General features: G+C 30.0%; 20 protein-coding genes. 4 read left to right on the forward strand and 16 right to left on the reverse strand.

The annotated features are described in order from the left end of the window. Nucleotides 1–120: 120 nt before the first annotated feature. From L1S46_RS12290 to L1S46_RS12335, 10 genes are all read right to left on the reverse strand, one after another. Entirely contained in the window at nucleotides 121–1,056 is a 936-nt protein-coding gene (locus L1S46_RS12290) for a M14 family metallopeptidase (protein WP_012060502.1), read from the reverse strand. Beyond that, a complete protein-coding gene (locus tag L1S46_RS12295; protein ID WP_017212542.1) occupies nucleotides 1,053–1,988 on the reverse strand; it encodes a M14 family metallopeptidase in 936 nt (311 codons plus the stop codon). The genes L1S46_RS12290 and L1S46_RS12295 overlap by 4 nt, the downstream gene beginning before the upstream one ends. 220 nt (nucleotides 1,989–2,208) lie before the next feature. Beyond that, entirely contained in the window at nucleotides 2,209–3,549 is a 1,341-nt protein-coding gene (gabT, locus tag L1S46_RS12300; RefSeq protein ID WP_238900121.1) for a 4-aminobutyrate--2-oxoglutarate transaminase, read from the reverse strand. 432 nt (nucleotides 3,550–3,981) lie between these two features. Continuing rightward, nucleotides 3,982–5,199: a PucR family transcriptional regulator gene (locus L1S46_RS12305; protein WP_236896200.1), complete on the reverse strand. Its 1,218-nt coding sequence runs from the start codon at nucleotides 5,197–5,199 to the stop codon at nucleotides 3,982–3,984. Nucleotides 5,200–5,515: 316 nt separating this feature from the next. Beyond that, nucleotides 5,516–6,223 (reverse strand): amino acid ABC transporter permease, encoded by a 708-nt coding sequence (locus L1S46_RS12310; RefSeq protein WP_077830609.1) that lies wholly within the window; start codon nucleotides 6,221–6,223, stop codon nucleotides 5,516–5,518. A gap of 58 nt (nucleotides 6,224–6,281) precedes the next feature. Continuing rightward, nucleotides 6,282–7,166, reverse strand: coding sequence for an ABC transporter substrate-binding protein (locus L1S46_RS12315; protein ID WP_065418959.1), 885 nt, complete (start codon nucleotides 7,164–7,166; stop codon nucleotides 6,282–6,284). Between the two features lie 81 nt (nucleotides 7,167–7,247). After that, nucleotides 7,248–7,973 (reverse strand): amino acid ABC transporter ATP-binding protein, encoded by a 726-nt coding sequence (locus tag L1S46_RS12320; protein WP_017212547.1) that lies wholly within the window; start codon nucleotides 7,971–7,973, stop codon nucleotides 7,248–7,250. A gap of 281 nt (nucleotides 7,974–8,254) precedes the next feature. Beyond that, nucleotides 8,255–9,073 (reverse strand): carbon-nitrogen hydrolase family protein, encoded by an 819-nt coding sequence (locus tag L1S46_RS12325; RefSeq protein WP_238900122.1) that lies wholly within the window; start codon nucleotides 9,071–9,073, stop codon nucleotides 8,255–8,257. Then, nucleotides 9,027–10,472 (reverse strand): APC family permease, encoded by a 1,446-nt coding sequence (locus L1S46_RS12330; RefSeq protein WP_238900123.1) that lies wholly within the window; start codon nucleotides 10,470–10,472, stop codon nucleotides 9,027–9,029. The genes L1S46_RS12325 and L1S46_RS12330 overlap by 47 nt, the downstream gene beginning before the upstream one ends. Before the next feature lie 106 nt (nucleotides 10,473–10,578). After that, nucleotides 10,579–11,709, reverse strand: a complete 1,131-nt coding sequence (locus L1S46_RS12335) for an iron-containing alcohol dehydrogenase (protein ID WP_238900124.1) — start codon at nucleotides 11,707–11,709, stop codon at nucleotides 10,579–10,581. A 370-nt stretch (nucleotides 11,710–12,079) separates the two neighbouring features. On the opposite strand from L1S46_RS12335, the gene L1S46_RS12340 reads away from it, so the two are divergent. Next, nucleotides 12,080–12,490: a hemerythrin domain-containing protein gene (locus L1S46_RS12340; protein ID WP_017212551.1), complete on the forward strand. Its 411-nt coding sequence runs from the start codon at nucleotides 12,080–12,082 to the stop codon at nucleotides 12,488–12,490. 76 nt (nucleotides 12,491–12,566) lie between these two features. On the opposite strand, the gene cysK is transcribed toward L1S46_RS12340, so the two are convergent. The 3 genes from cysK to L1S46_RS12355 all read right to left on the reverse strand — a co-directional run bounded on the left by cysK (nucleotide 12,567) and on the right by L1S46_RS12355 (nucleotide 15,435). After that, nucleotides 12,567–13,502: a cysteine synthase A gene (cysK, locus tag L1S46_RS12345; protein WP_077830614.1), complete on the reverse strand. Its 936-nt coding sequence runs from the start codon at nucleotides 13,500–13,502 to the stop codon at nucleotides 12,567–12,569. 427 nt (nucleotides 13,503–13,929) lie between these two features. Next, the gene (locus L1S46_RS12350) at nucleotides 13,930–14,451 is read right to left on the reverse strand and encodes a nitroreductase family protein (protein ID WP_041899835.1); all 522 of its coding nucleotides are present in this window, start codon (nucleotides 14,449–14,451) and stop codon (nucleotides 13,930–13,932) included. A 144-nt stretch (nucleotides 14,452–14,595) separates the two neighbouring features. Then, on the reverse strand, nucleotides 14,596–15,435 hold the full coding sequence (locus L1S46_RS12355) for an AraC family transcriptional regulator (protein WP_238900125.1): 840 nt from the start codon (nucleotides 15,433–15,435) through the stop codon (nucleotides 14,596–14,598). Nucleotides 15,436–15,932: 497 nt separating this feature from the next. Between L1S46_RS12355 and L1S46_RS12360 the strand changes: the two genes are divergently transcribed. Continuing rightward, nucleotides 15,933–17,255: an alpha-glucosidase/alpha-galactosidase gene (locus L1S46_RS12360; protein WP_238900126.1), complete on the forward strand. Its 1,323-nt coding sequence runs from the start codon at nucleotides 15,933–15,935 to the stop codon at nucleotides 17,253–17,255. Nucleotides 17,256–17,437: 182 nt separating this feature from the next. On the opposite strand, the gene L1S46_RS12365 is transcribed toward L1S46_RS12360, so the two are convergent. From L1S46_RS12365 to L1S46_RS12375, 3 genes are all read right to left on the reverse strand, one after another. After that, complete coding sequence (locus L1S46_RS12365; RefSeq protein WP_012060517.1) at nucleotides 17,438–17,758, reverse strand: YddF family protein; 321 nt, start codon at nucleotides 17,756–17,758, stop codon at nucleotides 17,438–17,440. A gap of 191 nt (nucleotides 17,759–17,949) precedes the next feature. Then, nucleotides 17,950–18,972 carry a spore photoproduct lyase gene (splB, locus tag L1S46_RS12370; protein ID WP_238900127.1) on the reverse strand — a complete coding sequence of 341 codons (1,023 nt, stop codon included), beginning with the start codon at nucleotides 18,970–18,972 and terminating at the stop codon, nucleotides 17,950–17,952. A gap of 134 nt (nucleotides 18,973–19,106) precedes the next feature. After that, a complete protein-coding gene (locus L1S46_RS12375; RefSeq protein ID WP_238900128.1) occupies nucleotides 19,107–19,625 on the reverse strand; it encodes a hypothetical protein in 519 nt (172 codons plus the stop codon). A gap of 474 nt (nucleotides 19,626–20,099) precedes the next feature. On the opposite strand from L1S46_RS12375, the gene L1S46_RS12380 reads away from it, so the two are divergent. Together L1S46_RS12380 and L1S46_RS12385 are read left to right on the forward strand one after the other, a co-directional pair. Beyond that, complete coding sequence (locus tag L1S46_RS12380) at nucleotides 20,100–20,570, forward strand: hypothetical protein (RefSeq protein ID WP_236896185.1); 471 nt, start codon at nucleotides 20,100–20,102, stop codon at nucleotides 20,568–20,570. A gap of 15 nt (nucleotides 20,571–20,585) precedes the next feature. Then, nucleotides 20,586–20,891, forward strand: a complete 306-nt coding sequence (locus L1S46_RS12385) for a hypothetical protein (protein WP_238858892.1) — start codon at nucleotides 20,586–20,588, stop codon at nucleotides 20,889–20,891. The last annotated feature ends 336 nt before the right edge of the window (nucleotides 20,892–21,227 follow it).

Genomic DNA, 21,227 nt, shown 5'->3' on the forward strand with positions numbered 1-21,227 from the left:
TATGAAATACTTATTATTACATTAATCAAAATATCATTTAAAATTTATGACAAAAAAATAACCACCATGAATATAACTTTCAATTATCAAAAGCTAATATTCATAATAGTTATGTAAATTTTACTCATGAAGTCTTCTTATAATTTTATATGCAACCACATTTTCCATGACCATTGGTGATTTATGAGCAAAAAAGATTATTCCATCAGTAGGAGATGTAATTTTTTCAATAATTTCACCTTCATATGGATGAATTATTTCTGCAAGAACATCGCCTCTTTCCACTCCATCTCCTGGATTTTTTAACCTTCTATATATTCCACCTGTAGTAGTCTTTACCGAAAGCAAATCATCTTCCTGCAAAACACTAGCTATGTATCCACTGTGACTAGTATACTTTATAACTCCCATTCTAGTTAAAAATCTTAATACAGCCACTACTGCATGTTTGGCAGAAACTTCATCAATTTGATCTGTTGCATTTGTATATAAAGAGAAGGCACTTGCATTCCACATCTGCCAGTTATAGTTTAATGTCATTGTATCATAAGGTTTCGGCTTACGAATTAATACATACTGAAGTCCAAATAAATTTGCAAGACTTGGACTCTGATATCCTGTTTCCATCATCCTTATATGCGGAATAAAATCTCCAGGCATATAAAAACTAGCAAACTGTATTCCATACGTATAATCCTTAACTTGTTCAAAAACACCACTTGCAATTCTCTGAGTTGTTTCCCCATTTACTTCTCCTGGGAACATTCTATTTATATCAGTGTTGTCCATTGTCCAAAATCTTTTTCCGATATTCATTGAATGAGGATTTACACAAGGAATCACAAGAATTTCGCTATGTCTTGAAATTGCACCCCTTTGCTCTAACTTAGTTAAAGTTTTAATCAATTGAGAACACGTATATAATTGCTGTATCTCATTTCCCCTTATTGCACCTACTATACATGCTGACTTTCCACCTTTTCCAAATTTATATCCTGTTATTCTCATATCATCTCTATGAGGTGACTTTAACGTATATATTATTTCTTTTATCATTTTACACCTCCAAGTACCCTCGCAATAAGTGATCCTTCATAAACAACTGGGTATTCTCTCAATGTAAATACTACTCCATCACAAGATGAAATAACCTCTTCTTCTATCTCTCCAGTTAAGGAATTAAAAATCTCTCCAATTTTTTCTTCTCTTTTTATTTCATCCAAATGTTTTACACAAGGCATAAATATTCCTGATGAATTAGCATTTATAAAATTCACTTCTTTTTCAGTTGATATTATGGGGTCTCTTACAGGATTTACTGTACCATTCCATATGCCCAATTTTTTCATTAAATTAAATATACCTTCAACTAATTGATCCCCATATTCTTGTGTAATTCTCATTCCAACCCCCATCTCTACAAGCAATGTTGGTATATTTTTATTATTTAAGCTATATGTAAGTGTTGATTCCAAAACAGTGGACTCTGGATGAACCCATATAAAATCCATATTCAACAGCTTTGCATAAGGCACTAATTTATCCTTTATATGCTCACTTACCCTAACTTGAGGCACTTCTCTCAAAAATATATTGCTTGCATGCAGGTCTATGCACATATCAGCCCCTTCTATATCTTCAATAATTTTTGCTGCAACATGTTCTGCCATTGCTCCGCTTTCAGATCCTGGAAATATTCTATTCATATCTAAATCAAATGTTGGCATTCCCCTATGTACTGAATCTATTCCAAGGGGATTTAAAGATGGATATATATCAACAATTCCATTTAAGTATTTAATATTTTCTTTAATTTTTCTTATTAATTTATAACATACATATTGCCCTTCAAGTTCATCTCCATGAAGACCTGTTATAATACATATTCTTTTAGCCTTTTCATTAATATTTACTGACGTAAGTCTATTTTTTTTGATTACTAACTTCTCATCAACCGCTAATCCTAAAGATACTACCGTTTCTACCATGTTCCCCTCCATATGCTCACACTTAAAAACCTATTCTGTAAAAACACTCTAAATTAATATTATTATTGTAAAAAAATTTTCTTTTAATACAAAAAATAAGCAAAGAATCCCACTGTGTGAGCTTCTTTGCTTTAATCTAATATTACTACTTGGATATTTTATTGTCAAACTTTTTTAAATTCCATATATAAAAGTACTTTCTAAAATATTTGAATATTATTTATATACACTCTTTTATTGATTCTTCCAATACATCCATTCCATATTTAACTTGTTCATCTGTCATAACTAGCGGTGGTAGGAAACGAATTACATTGCCAAGTATACCTGCATTTAAGAATATAACCCCATTTTCATAACATTTTTTAATTATAGATTTTACTAAATCTGCTGCTGGCTCTTTTGTGCTTCTATCTTTTACAAATTCTAATCCTACCATTGCACCTAAACCTCTTACATCACCTATAACTGTATACTTTTCCTTCATCTCATTTAGTCTTTCCATAATATATCCGCCAAGTCTTAATGATTTTTCACATAGATTTTCTTTTTCAATCTTCTCAATAACTTTAAGCGCTGCTACGCATCCAAGAGGACTTCCAGAATATGTTCCGCCAATTCCACCAACACATGCTGAATCCATTATTTCCTTTTTAGCCACAACTGCGCTTAGCGGTACTCCAGCAGCTATTGATTTTGACATAGTGATAATATCTGGTTCTATACCATAATGCTCATGTGCAAACATTTTTCCTGTTCTTGCAAATCCTGCTTGTATCTCATCAACTATAAATACTATATTGTTCTCATTACAAACTTTTTGCAATTCTCTCATGTATTTTGCAGATGGAACTACAAATCCACCTTCACCTTGTAACGGCTCAATTATTAAACATGCAATCATGTCTGGAGAAAGTGTTGTTTTAAGCATAGTTTTTAGTCTATTAATACATTCATCTGCATATTCTTCTTCTGAAACTCCAAGTGGTGCTCTATACGAATAAGGGAAATCAAATTTATATGTTTCTGGTGCAAATGGTCCAAAACCATTTTTGTATGGTTTATATTTACTTGTTATTGACATAGTCATATTTGTACGACCATGGAAAGACCCAGTAGCTGAAAGTACTCCTGTTTTCTTAGTATAAGTCCTTGCTATTTTTATAGCATTTTCTACTGCCTCTGCTCCACTATTAGCAAACATTACTTTCTTTTCGTAATCTCCAACTGTTATTTCAGTTAATTTTTTTGCCAAAGCACCGTAAGATTCATATGTTACTACATTATAGCTTGGGTGAATAAATAATTCTGTTTGTTTCTTTATCTCTTCAACAATCTCAGGATCACAATGTCCAACATTTTGAACACCAATTCCTGCTGCAAAATCTAAAAATACATTTCCATCTACATCTTTAATTAATGCTCCTTTTGCTTCAGCTATAGCAATACCAGTTGATACTGAAACTCCATCGGCAACATATTTTTTTCTTTCCTCTAATATCTCTATTGATTTAGGACCTGGTATTGATGTTACTAATTTTACATTTGATTCTTCTATCATTATAAAACCCTCCATTAACGTTTATTTTCTTAATATATTTCTAATTCCATAAAAAAGGAGCCATCATGTTTATTTACACGAAAGACTCCATTGCCTATAAAATTTATTTAAATTTCTTAACTTGTTTATATAATAATACTTTCTATTTTTCTTTTCTATGTCCAAGCATTATAATGTTTTTGTCTATTTTGACTAAAGTCCCAACATCAAATGCACATAAACATATTAAAACTTAGCTTAATACATGATCAAAATTAATGTATTAGTGCACATTGACCATATTATTTATTTTTTAAATATTTTATCAATATATAACTTAGACTCGTTTTGCAACTTACTGAAATCATGAATATTTTTATTTAGAAAAACTATAACATATCGATGAAAGCTCTAAACAACAATTTATATACAATATGTACACTATTTATATGCCTATTTAAGAATTTTACCAATGTCTAGTGCAATCTTTACTTTAATACAATCATTAAAATTCCGTAAATCACAATTTAATAGTTCTTCTATTTTTTTAATTTTATATTTAAGGGTGTTTCTATGAAGAAATAGCTTTTCTGCTGTAACTGTGATATTACAATTCTCATTTAGATACATCTCCAATATTTCAACTAAATTGTTATCTTTACTATCAGAACTACTAATTGGACCTAGAACTTCTGAGAAATAATTTTCTAATATACTCCTATTCTCAACGCTGAAAAGTATGCTGTAAATCCCTATATCTTTGTATCTTGTAATTGTGCCATCTAAACCTTGGCATTTTGCACTATCTATAGCTAGCTCCGCTTCATTTAATGATTGTTTCATCATTTTTAAATCCTTGTACGAGTTTCCTATTCCTACACTTACAGACATTCCATCCATGCGATTCTTTGTAGCTAACTGTATCTCTTTTAAAGCCTTATCCAATCTATTCATGCAATTTTCTTCTGACCTAATAAAAAAGATTACAGCATCATCCTTATCTATTATTGGTACCTTTAGTGCATGTTTATCAAGTATATCTTGAACTATTTTTCTAAAGTTTATTTTAATCTTAGATATACTTTTCTCATCACCTAAATTCTTTAACTTTAAGTATCTCTCGAAACCATCAATATCTATAACACATATGCAACATCCGCCTGACAGATTATATCCAAAATATGCGGCCTTTTGTATTGCATCTCCTTCTAATTCACCATCCCCAAATAGAATATTACTTAAAAAATGTGATAAAGAATTTTCTTCAATACGAGATAAAATAATAGCATTACTAATTTCCCTTGAGACTTCAACCAATTTAACTTCCCAAGGCAATGTGAACAATGGAATTTCAAGTTCATTAGCGAGTTTAATCGCCTCTTCAGATACATTCCTTATGTATGGACCTATATTTACTACTAAGCCCGAACCATTTTTCTCACTAATTCCTTTAATAAAATCTAGTAATAGCCCCTCATTTTCTCTAATTCCAACGCCGGTTATAAATATGATTTCTCCACCTTGCAGCCATTTAATTCCCTCCAATGGATTCTCAAAACATTCCGCCACATATATCCACTCTATGCTTTTTTCTAAGCCACCTTCTCCACCAACAAGATTAATTTTTCTTAAGGAATCTAATTTAAGTATATCTTTTACCGAAATTGACATAAACTTCACCCTTGCCCCTCTAATTATTTAAAATGTCATCTTTATTTATTATATTTTTATAATAATATCTCCTCATAAAAAAAGATATAATATTATGATAATTTTTTCATATTAAAAAGAAGGTTGATCAAATTCTTCTTACTCTCAATATTTATTGATATAATCAGAATTTGCTCAACCTTCTACTAACAATGTTTCATATTCTCTTTTAATATGGGTAAATACCTTGATTCTTAGTTACAGTTTTTACATAAACGTTTATAATAGAAAATAATTTACCAGGTGACACCTAAATAATTGTTCACCATATACCCCACTAGTTAAATTTCAACATCTTCTTTTCTACTAATTTTACTAGTTGTGAAAGTGGCAAACTTAATATTAAATAAAATCCTGCTAAAATTGTATATGATTCAATAGTTAAAAATGACTGAGACGCATAACTTTGAGTACGTAATAATAGTTCACTAACCGAGACATATGCAAGAAGTGATGTATCTTTTAACATCATTACAAGGTAATTCCCAAAGACAGGTATTACATTTCGAAGTGCCTGCGGTATTATTATTCTAAACATAGTTTGATTACTTGTAAGTCCTAATGCTAATGCTGCTTCTGTTTGACCTCCATCTATTGATAATATTGATGAACGAATAACTTCCGATATGTAGCAGCCATAGTTAATCCCAAGACCTAGTGTTCCCGCAACTAGCGAACTTATTTTAAATTGATATCCTGGATTCCAGATTTGTACAATGATAGATACTAAAAGCGGTACTACATAATACATATATACTAATTGAACTAATAAAGGAGTTCCCCTTATAAATTCTAAAAATACTAATAGAAATCCTCTTAAAATTTTTATTTTACTAATACGTCCAATTGCAATAAATAACCCTAAGATTATTGCTAAAAAAAATCCAAATACCGTCGCTTGTACTACAACCCAAAGACCTGCCTTTAATGAAGGTACTAAGAACTTGAAAGCTGTACCAAAATCCAAATTAGATAGAATATCCATATATATTTCCTCCCCTTCTAAAAAAGAACCCGTCTGGATTCTTTTTTAGTTTATATTGTTACTTGTCAGAAGCTTTACCATCTTCTACTGATACAAAATAATCTTCATTCATTCCATACTTCTTAAGAAGTTTTAATATTGTTCCATCTTTCTTCATTTCATCAATCTGTTCGTTAACTGCATCTGCTAAAGCTTTATCATTTTTTCTAACTGCTGCTGCTATCATTCCAGATGTTTCAGCTTTATATGGAGATAATATCTTTAAATTAAGACTGCTATCTTGTGATAGTGTGTATCCCGCAACCATTCCATCAGTTATACATGCATCTACCTTACCAGTATTTACTGCTAACATTAATTCAGATTGACTTCCAAATACTTTAACATCTTTCACTGATCCATCTTGTTGCCACTTTTGAGCTGTTTCAAGAAATGCTGTACCTTTTTGCCCGCCCAATGTTGCATTCTTCAAATCGTCTTTACTTGCAATTTTTGAATCCTTAGGAATTACTATGGCTTCACCTTCCTTATACCATATGTTTGTAAATAATGCTAATTTCTTACGCTCATCTTTAACATACATTCCATCTGTTACCATATCTACTGTATTATTATTTAACTCAACCAACAGGTTTTCAAATGGTATTTGCTTCATTTCAACTTTATTAATTCCCAATCTTTTTGCAACTTCTGTTATGATTTCTGCGTCAATTCCAGTAAATTCATTTGTTTTAGCATCCATAAATGCAAATGGTGCATCATTTGATGAAGCAACTGTTAATACCCCTTTTTCTTTTGCAGCTGCTAATGTATCCTTTGATTTATCATTACTTGATGATGTTGATGTAGTACTAGAACTTCCCGAACCACATCCTGTCATAAATCCAATACAACTCATTATAACCATTGTTACAACTAATAATTTTTTCCCTAGTTTTTTCATAATTAATTTCCCCTTTTCGTAATTATTTTTAATGTTGAATCTTTTTATTATCTATAGTAATTTCAAATTTAACATGTGAATTTAGTTTAAGACTCTAGATAAAAACTCCTTTGTTCTTGGATTTTTTGGATTTGCAAAAATCTCTTTTGGTTTCCCCTCTTCAACTATATAACCCTTGTCCATAAAAATTACTCTGTCAGATACATCTCTAGCAAATCCCATTTCATGAGTAACAACTACCATAGTCATACCATCCTTAGCTAATTGCTTCATAACATCTAACACATCACCAACCAATTCTGGATCTAACGCTGATGTAGGTTCATCAAATAAGAGCATCCTTGGTTCCATTGCTAGCGCTCTTGCTATTGCAACTCTTTGCTGTTGTCCACCAGATAGAGTCCTAGGATATACATCTGCTTTGTCTTTTAAACCAACCTTTTTAAGAAGTTCTAGAGCTATTTCCTCAGCCTCTTTTCTATTTTTCTTTTTTGTAAGCACAGGTGCCAAAATAACATTTTCTATCACTGTGTGTAGTGGAAATAAATTATATTTTTGAAATACCATTCCTACTTCTTCCCTAAGAGAACGGCTATCAACATTCTTACCCAGTATATTTTTACCATCATAGAACATTTCCCCACCTGTTGGAACTTCAAATAAATTTAAACACCTTAAAAATGTGCTTTTACCAGATCCTGATGGTCCTATTATGCAAACTACTTCCCCTTCTTTTATATCCACACTTATATTTTTTAAAACCTCTAGCTCTCCATATTTCTTTGATAATTCATTAACCTTATACATATTCTCAACTCCACTTCATCTAAGGTAATAAGAAAAAGGCGCACCGTTTTTTTCTTACAGTGCGCCTTCGCATTTAATATTAAATTATTACATTGTTTTGCGTTAGGATAATATTATCATGGTAGTTACCCTATTTCTATAACCATAAATAACAATTTTTTTGTGCAGTATGCACACTATTTGATTCAACACTAAGTTTATTAAATAATGTCTAAATCTATCAATCCAACTACAAATTGTATGCAATATCTAACTTCTTTGTTAAATATTTCAACTTGTAATTACTCTTTTATTATCTCTTTGTATAGTTCAGGTCTTCTATCTTGAAATAAAGTGTAGTATTCTGATCTAAGCTTTCTAGGCAATTCTAAATCTATTTCTCCAGATACTATTCCCTCGATCTCATCATTTAACTCTTTTAATGGTCTTCCAACAGGATCTACTATTTTACTATGGCCAAAAAAGCCCAATTCTTTATCTTGTCCAATTCTATTAGCTGCTACTAAATATATGCAATTATCAAATGCTCGTGCTCTTGTCACTAGATCCCAATCATCAGAATATGGTTTTTCCCAATTAGTATTAACCACAAGAAGCTCAGCCCCTTTCAAGCAATAAGTTCTTGCAACTTCTGGAAATGCAGTATCCCAACAAATCATTACTCCAATTTTTCCAAAGGAAGTATTAAAAATCGGAAAATCACAGCCTGCTTTAAAATATCTTTTCTCTGTATCAAATAGATGAACTTTTCTATATACTCCTGCCACTCTCCCGCTACTATCTATACACACAGATGAATTGTAGAGAACATCTGTTAGATTACCATCTTTTTCTGGAAATCCATAAACTATATTAGTACTAAATTTTTTTGCAAGTTCACTTATGACTTTTATACTATTACTACTTTCCACTACTTCAGCTAGTTCTTTAAATTTATTACCACATTCATATCCAGATGTTATTAACTCAGGAAATACTATTAAGTCAGTTTCACTATCTTTCTCAATAATCTCATTTATGAATGTAACCATCTTTTCTAAATTATAATTTACATCACTTAGTTTTGGCTCCATTTGAACGCAAGTAACTTTTATTTTCATCTTTCCATCCCCTTACTTCTAATACGTAACCCTCTCTCTTTTCATCACTTTTAATCTTACTTTTTCCAAATATATTACTAATAGCAAAACCTATTAAAATCCATGCCAATACTATATATGGAAACATGTTATTAGGAAACTCTGGTATAGGATAAACATTAGAATATAATACATATAATAAGGCTGCTATTGATGCTATTGGTATTATTAAATGAATTTTTCCCCATACTTTGTTTCTTGTAAAGTAAACCATAGCTCCTATACTTGTAAATATATACGAAACAAGTATAGCTAATGATCCTATTGTTGCCAAATAATCAAATACTTCTATACCATCATGTTTAAATAATGCAACTTGAACTATATCTGATATTACTATTATTAATATTAATCCAAAATATGGTGTATTGTGTTTAGGATGTATTTTCATCATCGCTTTTGGCATTATTCCATCTCTACCTAATGCAAATAACATTCTTGAACCAGCACAATAAGATCCAAGCGCACAAGAAAAGTTTGAACATGCAGCAACCAACATCAATATTGTACCAAATCCTGCTGTCATATATTTTGTTGATAAATCTGAAAGTGGAAGTGTTGAAGAAGATAACGCCTCAAGTCCTTTTGCATCAAGACCAAAACCTATAACTTGTGCATAACTACAAACTAAGTAAAATAAACCTGATAAAAATACAGCACTTATTATTGCTATTGGAATGAATTTTTTAGGATTCTTTGTTTCTTCACCTAAACTTGAAGCACTTTCAAAACCTATAAAAGAAAGAAATGCAAATACTGAAGTTGAAGCTAAAGCTGATATGCTAACCCCGTTACTCTTAAAAGGAATCAAGCTCAAACCATTTGTAGTACCAACTTTAATTAAAATTACAACTGAAAGTAATAGTATAAGTAATATTGATATTCCTTCTATTACTAGAATAATTCTATTACATATCTTTGCATCAATGATTCCTAATGCAATCATTGCAATAGATGCTATTATTGAGATTGGCATCCAATTCACATGAAATCCAAATACAGATAAAAATCCAGAGAAGAAATTACCAAACCCTGCTGCAGTGCCTCCTGCTAATGCAATATAGGCAAGTAATAGTGCCCATCCAGATGTAAATCCCATTTTATTTCCTAGGGCTGTTTTAGTAAAAGCATAAAGTGAGCCTGATGCAGATATATAATGATTAAATTTTATAATCGAATATGATACAAGACCTACTACTATAGTTGAAATTAGAAATACAAGTGGTGCAGAAAATGAGCATGTCTGCGCCATTAGAGATATATTTAATGACATCGCTGCTGTTGGTGCTATAATAGCCACTGATAAAGCCACTGTTTCAATAATACTTAAATTATCCTTCTTTAAACCTGATTTTTCCATAATTATTCCTCCTAATAAATATTTTTTAATCTTGATAACATAAAAGGCGCACTGATTTTTATTTCAGTGCGCCTTTGCATCTAATAAATTATTTTAAATTTCTATATTATAATGACTTGTAATATATATCCTTAATTTCTTCTAATGAAAATTCCTTAGGATGATTTACTATGCTTGGTTTTGAAACCTTCATACAGTTTTCAGCCATCCATTCTACATCTTTTTCTGTAATCCCGAGCTCTCCTAAAGTAACTTTCAAATCAATTTTTTTCAGAAAGTTTCTTATAGCATCTGCACAGTCTGCTGCATCAGTTCCTCCTAATAGTTTAGATATGTTACTGTACTTTTCCAAATTACTTTCCCATGATTTTTCAGCAATAATTGGTGTAAGGGCTGCCAATCCTTTGCCATGAACAATATCATGTAAGCCACTCGCTGGATGTTCAAGTCCATGAGGTGCAGTTACCCCCGCTATTCCTATCACCATTCCCCCTAGCGTACTTGCTAAAGTTACACTATCCCATGCCTCTAAATCACTTGGATCATTGTACACTTTAATTAAGTTCTCTGATAATAATTTTATTCCATAAAGTGCTTTCATATCTGTTAATGGCTGTCCTATTTTTGATAAATACGCTTCCATATTATGTGCTAATGCATCAAATCCAACAGATGCAAGTATGCTCTTTGGCATTGTCATCATAAGTTCTGGGTCAATAATTGATGCTTTTGCAATAATTATATTTGTTCTAAGGGATTTCTTATCCTTAGTTTCAGGATTTGTAAGAACTGAAAAACAGTTTCCTTCACTTCCAGTCCCACATGTTGTCGGAACTAGAACTATAGGCAATGCTTCACTCCCTTGTTTAATACCAAATATATATTCTGATATATCTCCAGGATTTTTAGCTGAAAAGGCTATACTTTTGGCTGCATCCATAATACTTCCACCACCAAGCCCTAAAACAACATCACATCCAGTTTCTTTTATAACATCCACACCTTCATATACGGTTGTAGTAAGTGGATTTTGCTCTACTTTATCAAAAATTTCATATTGAACTTTTGCTTCATTTAACAAATCTATGGTCTTATCAAGTAAACCACTTTTTTTTGTACTGTTTCTCCCAGTTACAATAAGCGCTTTCTTTCCATACTTAGAAACCTCAGTTCCTATTTCATTACTTCTCCCTCTCCCAAATAGAAGATTTATTGGTAAATTATAATTGAAATTCATTTTAACTCCCCCTAAGTAGTTTAATTGTTGATTCTAAACTACCGATAATTTCTGTTTATCTTAGCATTTTCTTATAATCTTAATTTTCAATAAAAGAATATAAAAAAATGCCTTTATTAATAATAAAGACATCTTCGTCAAAACTATAATACCATATTCGCAATATATATTCTATAATTTTATAGACAATAATTTAGTGCACATTGGACAATTAATAATCTTCTTGTTATTTAAGTGTTAATACTAAAATTTTCAGTTATAAGATAAATATTCATAAACAAATAAATATTGTAACTTTTGTTACATACTTATTATCATATAAAAACTATACTTTAGTTAATGAATTACAAATATTAATGAGGTGTTAATTATGAATATAGATAATTTGATGAGAGAACATAAAGGTATTTTTGAGGAAATAAATTATATAAATGAGTCAATTAATAATAAAAAATTTGAATCTGATCTTTTGGATATAACTACTCATATAAACAAACTTGCTGGAAAGTTGAAAATTCACCTAAGTTCAGAAGACAAATTTTTATATCCTAATCTACTTAATGGAGATGATAATAAACTTAAAAATTTAGCAAATTCATATATTAATGAAATGGGTGGAATTTCAGATACATTTACAAATTACAAAAATAAATTTAATACAAAGAGTAAAATAATGTCTGAAGGCAATGAAGTTTTTATAAGCGAAACAAAAAAAATCTTAGTTGCTATAGAAAAGAGAATTAGTAAAGAAGAAAGTGAGCTATATAAATTAATTGGATAGATTTATATAACTAAAATAAACTCGATTCACTTAAAACTAAGCGAATTGAGTTTATAAATATTTTTCCTATATATTCTTATTTATCTTCAAATAATGCAGTTGATAAATAACGTTCTCCTGTATCTGGTAATAATGCTACAACTGTTTTTCCCGCATTCTCTGGACGTTTTGCTAATTCTGTTGCAGCAAATGCAGCAGCTCCTGATGAAATACCAACAAGCAAGCCTTCTGTTTTAGATAATTCTCTAGCAGCAGAAAATGCTTCTTCTGTTGTTATTTTTATAATTTCATCATATATTTTTGTATTTAAAACGTCTGGCACAAATCCAGCACCAATTCCTTGTATTTTGTGAGGACCTGATTTACCTTCTGATAAAACTGGTGAATCCGCTGGCTCTACTGCAACAATTTTAATATTTGGATTTTTAGACTTTAAGTATTCTCCAACTCCTGTAACAGTACCACCTGTACCAACACCAGCAACAAATATATCTACTTTTCCATCTGTGTCTTCCCATATTTCAGGGCCAGTTGTATTTTTATGAACTTCTGGATTGGCTGGATTTACAAATTGTCCTGGTATAAATGAATTTGGAGTCTCATTTGCTAACTCACTTGCTTTAGCTATAGCCCCTTTCATTCCTTTTGCTCCTTCAGTTAGAACTATTTCAGCTCCATAAGCTTTTATAAGACTACGTCTTTCTACACTCATTGTTTCTGGCATAACAATTATAACCTTATACCCTTTTGCTGTACCTACAGATGCAATACCGATTCCTGTATTACCACTAGTTGGCTCAATTATTACTGATCCTGGTTTTAATAAGCCTTTGTTTTCAGCATCTTCTATCATAGCCTTCGCAATTCTATCTTTAACGCTTCCTGCTGGATTAAAATACTCCAACTTAGCTAATATTGTTCCTTTTAAATCTTTTCCCTTACTATAATTTGCAACTTCTAGTAATGGGGTTCTACCTACTAATTCTGCTAAATTCTTATATATCTTTGACATTCCAACCACTCCTTAAACTTTCTCATATAATTCTTATCAGTTTACTATGTTATAAGTATATTCTTCTGTTTTTATATAGTCAATACTTTTTTGTATATTTTAAAAAGTTTTGTCTAAATTACATATATATGCAATTTATGATAAATATACATACCAATAATTATTTTTAAGAAATAAAATAGTAAATTTTTATTTTTCATATATTATTACATTCTATTTTCTAACTATTTATAGTAATTTATTCACAATTCAATTACTACTAATCTTTAAAGATGTTATTTAATCTGTTAGAAAAGTTATATGCAGATTTTATTGAATTATAATTTCCTACGGAATAAAAAATAAGCAAATTCCTAGACTCAGGATATTTGCTTACTTTTCTCTATATTGAAACGCATCTTGATTCCGATATTTGTTTTAATATATATTACTTTATGAATTTAATCACTCCATCTTTTCTTCCGTGTGCTTTCGGCGTATTAGCAGGATACCCTAAAGCTGCCATTCCCCAAACAATATGATTTTCAGGTATTTCAAAGCTATTTAATACTTCCCTTACTTCTTTTTCATCACAAATATTCTTTAATTGATTAACCCAACATGAACCTATTCCTAGTGAATTTGCCATTAAGAATATATTTTCTAATGCACAAGAACAATCTGCAAGTCCATTTGTATTCTCTCTGTCATTAGACAACATAATTAGAGTTGGAGGCGCATAAAAGTTATATCCAGCATCCCTTTTCAAAGCTTCTCTAACTACTTTTGCAAGCTGCTCCATCTTTTCTTTGCTTTGAACAACTGTGAACTGCCAACTTTGTTTGTTCATTCCGCTTGGTGCATTTACTCCTGCCTGTAAAATCAAATCTAATTCTTCGTCTTTTAATTGTTCTTCCTTAAAAGCTCTCACACTTCTTCTTGTTAATATGTTCTGTAATACTTCATTCATGATAACATCTCCTTTTACACAAAAATGTTTATACGTTATTTTTCCATTTTAAAGATAATTAATTATAGTTTCATATTTGAATTATACCACTATATCAATTTTATAACTAATTACACCAATCTGGTTCTATTAATATCAACTTTTCTATTCATTAGGTAGTTTAATATAATCAATGTTACTTTTTCTATATTGCACAGGTGTAATATTAAACTGTTTCTTAAAATGTTTATAAAAAGTAGGAGTATCCTTAAATCCACAAGAATAAGAAATTTCTGTTATATTCATTTTCGTGGTTTCAAGTAAATTCACAGCAGTATTTAATCGAAAAGAAATAAGATATTTTTGAGGTGAAATTTTATATTCATCCATAAATATTTTATATAAATATGTTCTATCAATTCCAACGTATTTAGCTATATCGCTAACCTTGATATCATAGCCAAAGTTATTATAAATATAATCACGGGCCTTATCAGCATATGACTCACAAGTGTTTTTTTCTTTTATATTTACCTGATCATACATGCTTGAAAAACACATATACAACTGACCAATGAGAGCATATTCATTGTAACTATCTTCTTCATAATTATGTATTAGTGAAAGTAGTCTTTCTTTGAAAATCCCATTACTATTATCCTTAAAAATTAAATTATTTTTTGATAATCCACAATTTTTTAGAATAGTGCTAGCATCATTCCCATCAAAACTTACCCAACAGTACTCCCAAGGCTCTTCTTTATCTGCTTTATAATAGGTAGATTCACCTGGACAAATTAAGAAAGCCTCTCCTCTTTGTAATTCATAGCATTTGTTATTTACATAATATTTCCCTTTTCCATTTAAAATATAATGCAAAAGATAGTGATGACGAATAGCAGGCCCAAAAGAATGGGATGGTGCACAAATCTCATGACCTCCATAGTATATTGTTAAAGTACTGATTGATCTATATTTTGAAGTAAATTCTAACTTTGCTTCCATTAATTAATCCTCCTCTAGGATACTTATATACTTTATGAATATAAATATCCAAATTTAAAACTAGATTTATGTGGTAACTTACCGAAATCATAAATATTTTGTTCCGAAAAGCTATGAAAATATCGCTGAAGATTCTAAGTTGCAGGTTTAACCACTTTAGCATGCTCCCGCTTTCAGTGTGACAAGCTAAAATGGAACAACCTACAACTAAGAATCTTAGCAGCTCATTTTCAAATGTTTTCTACACAAATATATTTATAATTTCTAGTGAAGATATGAACTTAAAGTTTTATCAACTTTGTAAATATATTCACCTAGTAAGTCAAATTCTTCATACAGTATTATATTCATAAATCCGCTTCTAATTTTTATTAATAAAAATATATAAACATTCAACATAACCACAATTTTTAGAAACATAGAACATAGAAAGTATACATTTACAATTATATAATTTATCTATAATAAAATCAAAATTACTCAAGGAGGATGATTATATGAAAATTACATTTATGGGAGCTGGAAGTACTGTATTTGCAAGAAATGTGTTAGGTGATTGTATGTGCACAGAAGCACTACGAGATAGTGAAATTGCACTTTATGATATTGATGAGGAAAGATTAAAGGAAAGTGAAATAATCCTAAATGCAATCAACAAAAATATAAATAATGGCAGGGCTAATATAAAATGTTTTTTAGGCGTTGAAAATAGAAAGCTAGCACTCAAAGATGCAACTTTTGTGGTTAATGCTATTCAGGTTGGAGGATATGATCCTTGCACAATCACAGATTTTGAAATTCCTAAGAAATATGGTTTAAAACAAACTATTGCAGATACAATGGGAATTGGTGGAATTATGAGAGCTCTAAGAACAATTCCTGTAATGGCTGACTTTGCAAAAGATATGGAAGAAGTATGCCCTTATGCATATTTCTTAAACTATACTAATCCAATGGCTATGCTTACAGGCTTTATGCAACGCTTCACCAAAGTAAAAACAATTGGACTTTGTCATAGTGTACAAGTATGTTCAGAAAATTTGTTAAAAGATTTAGGCATGGAAGATAAATTAGAAGGTAGAAAAGAATTGATTGCTGGTATTAATCATATGGGTTGGTTATTAGAAATATATGATAAAGCAGGCAATGATTTATACCCTGAGATTAGAAAAAGAGCTGAGCTAAAAAATTCTGGTGAAGAAAAACATAAAGACATGGTTCGTTATGAATACATCAAACACCTTGGATACTATTGCACTGAGTCAAGTGAACATAATGCAGAATATAATCCTTTTTTCATTAAATCAAAATATCCCGAACTAATTGATAAATTTAATATCCCTCTAGATGAATATCCAAGAAGATGTATTGAACAAATTGAGGGTTGGCAAAAAGAGAAAAATGAAATATTACGTGATGGTAAAGTTACACATAAACGCTCAAAAGAATATGCATCTTATATTATGGAAGCAATTGTGACTAATACCCCTTATAAAATTGGTGGTAATGTACTAAATACTGGGCTCATTGATAATTTACCAACTGATGCCTGTGTAGAAGTTCCTTGTATGATTGACGCTATGGGAATTCATCCAACTCATGTAGGAAAACTTCCAACTCAACTTGCTGCTATGAATATGAGTAATATAAATGCTCAGCTATTGACAATTGAAGCAGCAGTTACAAAAGATAGACGTAAAATCTATCAAGCTGCCATGATGGATCCACATACAGCTGCCGAATTATCTATTGATGACATTATAAAAATGTGTGATGAAATGATCGAAGCTCACGGAGAATATATGAATGACTTTAAATAAGATTAGCATATTCATATAATTTGAGTATACTAACAAGAAAATAATAAGTTGTCTATGAATTATTCTTAGACAACCTATTATTTAGCTAACTCAATATGAAACTATTATTTAACATAACTACCATAACCAATAGCAGTTGGTAATTACTCACTACTTCTTTATAAATAATCTATAGACTTGTTTTATTCCAATCTCTCCATTAACTTAAATGAATACCCTATCTCTTCTATCTCTTTTCTTGAAAGTATTCTTCCTTCCTCTGGCCTTTCATTTAATTTAAAAACTATGGCTTTTTGCCCTACTTCCTGCTTAAAATTTATACGGTTCATTTTAATATCCATATTAAATGTATCAGATACTGCTTCTGCCGTTGCCTCATGGCCTATTGCAGATATAAATCCATTTTCAATTAGAAGTTCTTTTGCCTCCTTTATGTCTATGTCACTTATTTTATATACTCCATTTGTTGTAGCAACAGTTCCATTAAATATTCCTATCTTCATTCTCATCACCTCTATTAATATATTATTACATAAACTTTGTCCTTGCCAATGTTTTCCTTGGAATAATATACTTTTATCCCATAAATAAAGTATTTACAAGATACAAAGGAGCACCTTTCATATGCTCCTTTTTAGACGTAATATACTGTAATGAAATTAAAGTTCAATAAAATTCTAATTTTTATAGTTATTTATATAACATACTTAATTTCTTTATTTTCGAACAAGTCCTCTATTTCTTTTATAAAGAATTGTTTCATTTCATCTATATTTTCTTTTGGATAAACGTACTTTCCATATCCAAATTGACCATATTTGAATTTACGCTCTTCATCACTCATTGGTAATTCACTTTCGGGAAAAACCTGAAGTATTATATTTTTTGCTGTTGATGTGTAACGATGAGATATTATCTCAAAGGTCACTGGAGTTTTTAAATCCTTTGGCAAATTTTCACTTAAACTTAGCAATAAATCGTGATATTCTTCTTTCCAATTTGGATAAATGAACACAGGTGCAACTAAAAAACCAATTGGATATCCTGCTTTAGCCGCCTTTATACTAGCTTCTATCCTTAAATCACGAGAAGCTGTTGCATGCTCATACTTATTAATAACTGATGATGTATTAATGCTAAATCTCATTTCAGTATGACCATTATGTTCTAAATCCAATAATGAATCTATATCGTTATACTTTGTTACAAACCTAAATCTAGCATTTTCATGCTTACCAAAAAATACTATAGCCTTTTCAAGTGAATGAGTATAAGGTTCCACTGGTATTGGATCTGATGTGGCTGCACCTTCAAATATGGTTATTTCAGGCAACCTTTCATCTATATACTTCTTGGCCTGACTCAAAATCTCATCAATATTTACATGTACCTTCACAAAAGGTTTGTCTCCAAGTTTTGTATTTAAATAACAATATTCACATTGCCCCATACATCCAGATATTAGTGGTAATTGATAATGGGCTGAAGGCTTACATGATTGAAATTTTAGACTCTTCTTTGTTCCAACCACTAAAGTCTTTTTTCCTTCCCTATACTGAGCATAAAAATCTTCTCCGGGAATATGCTGTTTCAATTTATTTGAAGTAATATTGATAATTTCAACATCCTCTTTATCTTTAAATTTGTTTAAAATATTTTTGGCTGTCTCATAATCTAATGAATCTTTTTCAAATATAACTCTTTTAGGTATAAACATATTTTTTCAAAAAACCAGCATATATACGCTGGTTCTTTTTCTCCTCTCTTTATATTTATTTATATTGTGTGTTTGTTTATATAAAGCTAGTATTTGCTAAAAATTATATTATATATACCTAAATTTACTTTTAATTACTTGATATTATTTTGTGTCTTATAATTGTTTATTCTATCCTTAAGCTCGTTTACATTGGGTTTCCTATCTATTGATATTTCTTGCTTATTATCCAATTTATAAATAACAGGAACTGGCTCCCCTTCTTTTAAGAACTCTAATTCTGCATAGCGAATGCCTGTTGTTACTTGCCCTAAAAACTTATTTCCATTCTGCTCCAAAACATCAAGTTCCAATTTAACTTCTTCTAATTTTCTTGAATACTTCTTCCCGGTTTCTGTTACCTTTCTAATAAGTCCTACACTTTTAACCCCATTAGTTAGAGCTTTCTTATATTTTACTTCCCTTGAAATCATTGTTACAATTATTATGGTTAAAGGAATAAGTAATGCCAATGTTGGAATCATTAATGGCAATCCAGCACTAATCCCTCTCTCATTTGTTTTAGTTAAAAAATTCTGCATAATAATAAATAAGCTAAAACCAGTAGCTGCTATAATTAAAATTGCTGATAGATAATTTTTATCTTGTTTCATATTTATTCTCCCTTTTTTATATTTTAATGTAAAATTTTAATTCTATAGATGGATAATATATAATTTAGACTTCTGTTGAAACATACCGAAATTATAAATATTTTTCTTATTTTAAGAATTTTAATTTTTTTTATTCAAACAAAGAAATTTAATTCTGTTCCCATTGAGTATTCATATCTAAATACGACTTCATAGCGCCATTGTTAACGTTAAACATTTTGAGTTTAATGCTCCTTTCTACAAAAATAATCTGTAGAATACTTGTTTCAGATTTATTATAACATAAATAATAAACTTAATTAATAAATTAAATATGTAATTATACTGTATTTTTACCATTGATACGGTTAATCTAAAATTTTTGTATACATTTTCATTTTATAAATTTCTTTTACATAATAAGCATTATTTGTAAAATAATTAACATTATGATAATATTATACTGAAAATAATCAATTTTAGGGGGAAAACATAGTGAAAAAATGGGAAGTTGAAGCTGACGGTATAAAACATACAATTGAATATAAAGTCGGCTTTACAAAAAAAATTATTGTAGACGGTGAGACTTATAAGGTGAAGTCTTCCAATGCATTTATCAATTTGATAGATTATGCAATTTCTTTTGGCGATACAGACTGTAGGTTAGTAGTTATTGGGGCTAAGGCAGACTTAGCTGTTAATGGAACTTTCTTAGGCAGCAAAAAGCCATACGAGCCAATAAGCAACTTACCTGTATGGATTTATGTGCTTGTAGGCTTGAGTATTTTAGGTGGCATGTTATTTGCAGGAATTCTAAGCCTTATTGTCGGTCTTTTAATGAGTATTTTGTATATTCAATTTGGGCTCAAAAAAAAGACTGGCCCTGTTATTGCATGCTTCATTATTTGTAGCGCAATTCAAGGTCTGATTGGATGCTTTCTTGTATCTTTACTATATTTATACTAAAGGATATATTTGTTTATGGAAAATGATAATAAAAATATTGTAACGGGAAAATCAACAAAAGCTGTAGTAACTAATCAGATTAGTAAAAAAAATAGTGGCCTAGCAGTAGTTTCGTTAGTATTAGGAATTATGGCTATTATACTTTTTTGGGCTTTTTCATACCCAATAATTCTAGGTCTTGCTGGTATAATTATCGGACTCATTAGTATCGCTAAAAAACGTGATGGATTAAAAATAGCAATTGCTGGTATAATCACATCTATAATAGGCTTATTAATTGGCATCATTTTTGTAGTACTTTATATATTTTGCATATTTTAACTCACAAATAAATTTCGAGCATAATATATAAAACTTTAATAATATTAATATATAAACTTGCGCCTTCATTATTATGATAAAAGTTCTACACAAAGACCACCGTTCTAAAATAACTTAGGACAGTGGTCTTTAAAATTATATATAAACTTTACTTAAGAATATTTTATATTAATTAAAAGTTTAGTTACTGCTGAAATTTAACTGTATTTAACATATTTTCTTTAATCTATCCTTCATTATTTTCATCACTCTTTTCTCTTTATTAGGTTGTTGAATAACTAATTTTTACAAATGGTTATTTAAGAAAATATTCTTAGAAATTATATATTCCAAGGA

Source organism: Clostridium sp. YIM B02500 (assembly GCF_022324665.1).
Classification (GTDB): domain Bacteria; phylum Bacillota; class Clostridia; order Clostridiales; family Clostridiaceae; genus Clostridium; species Clostridium beijerinckii.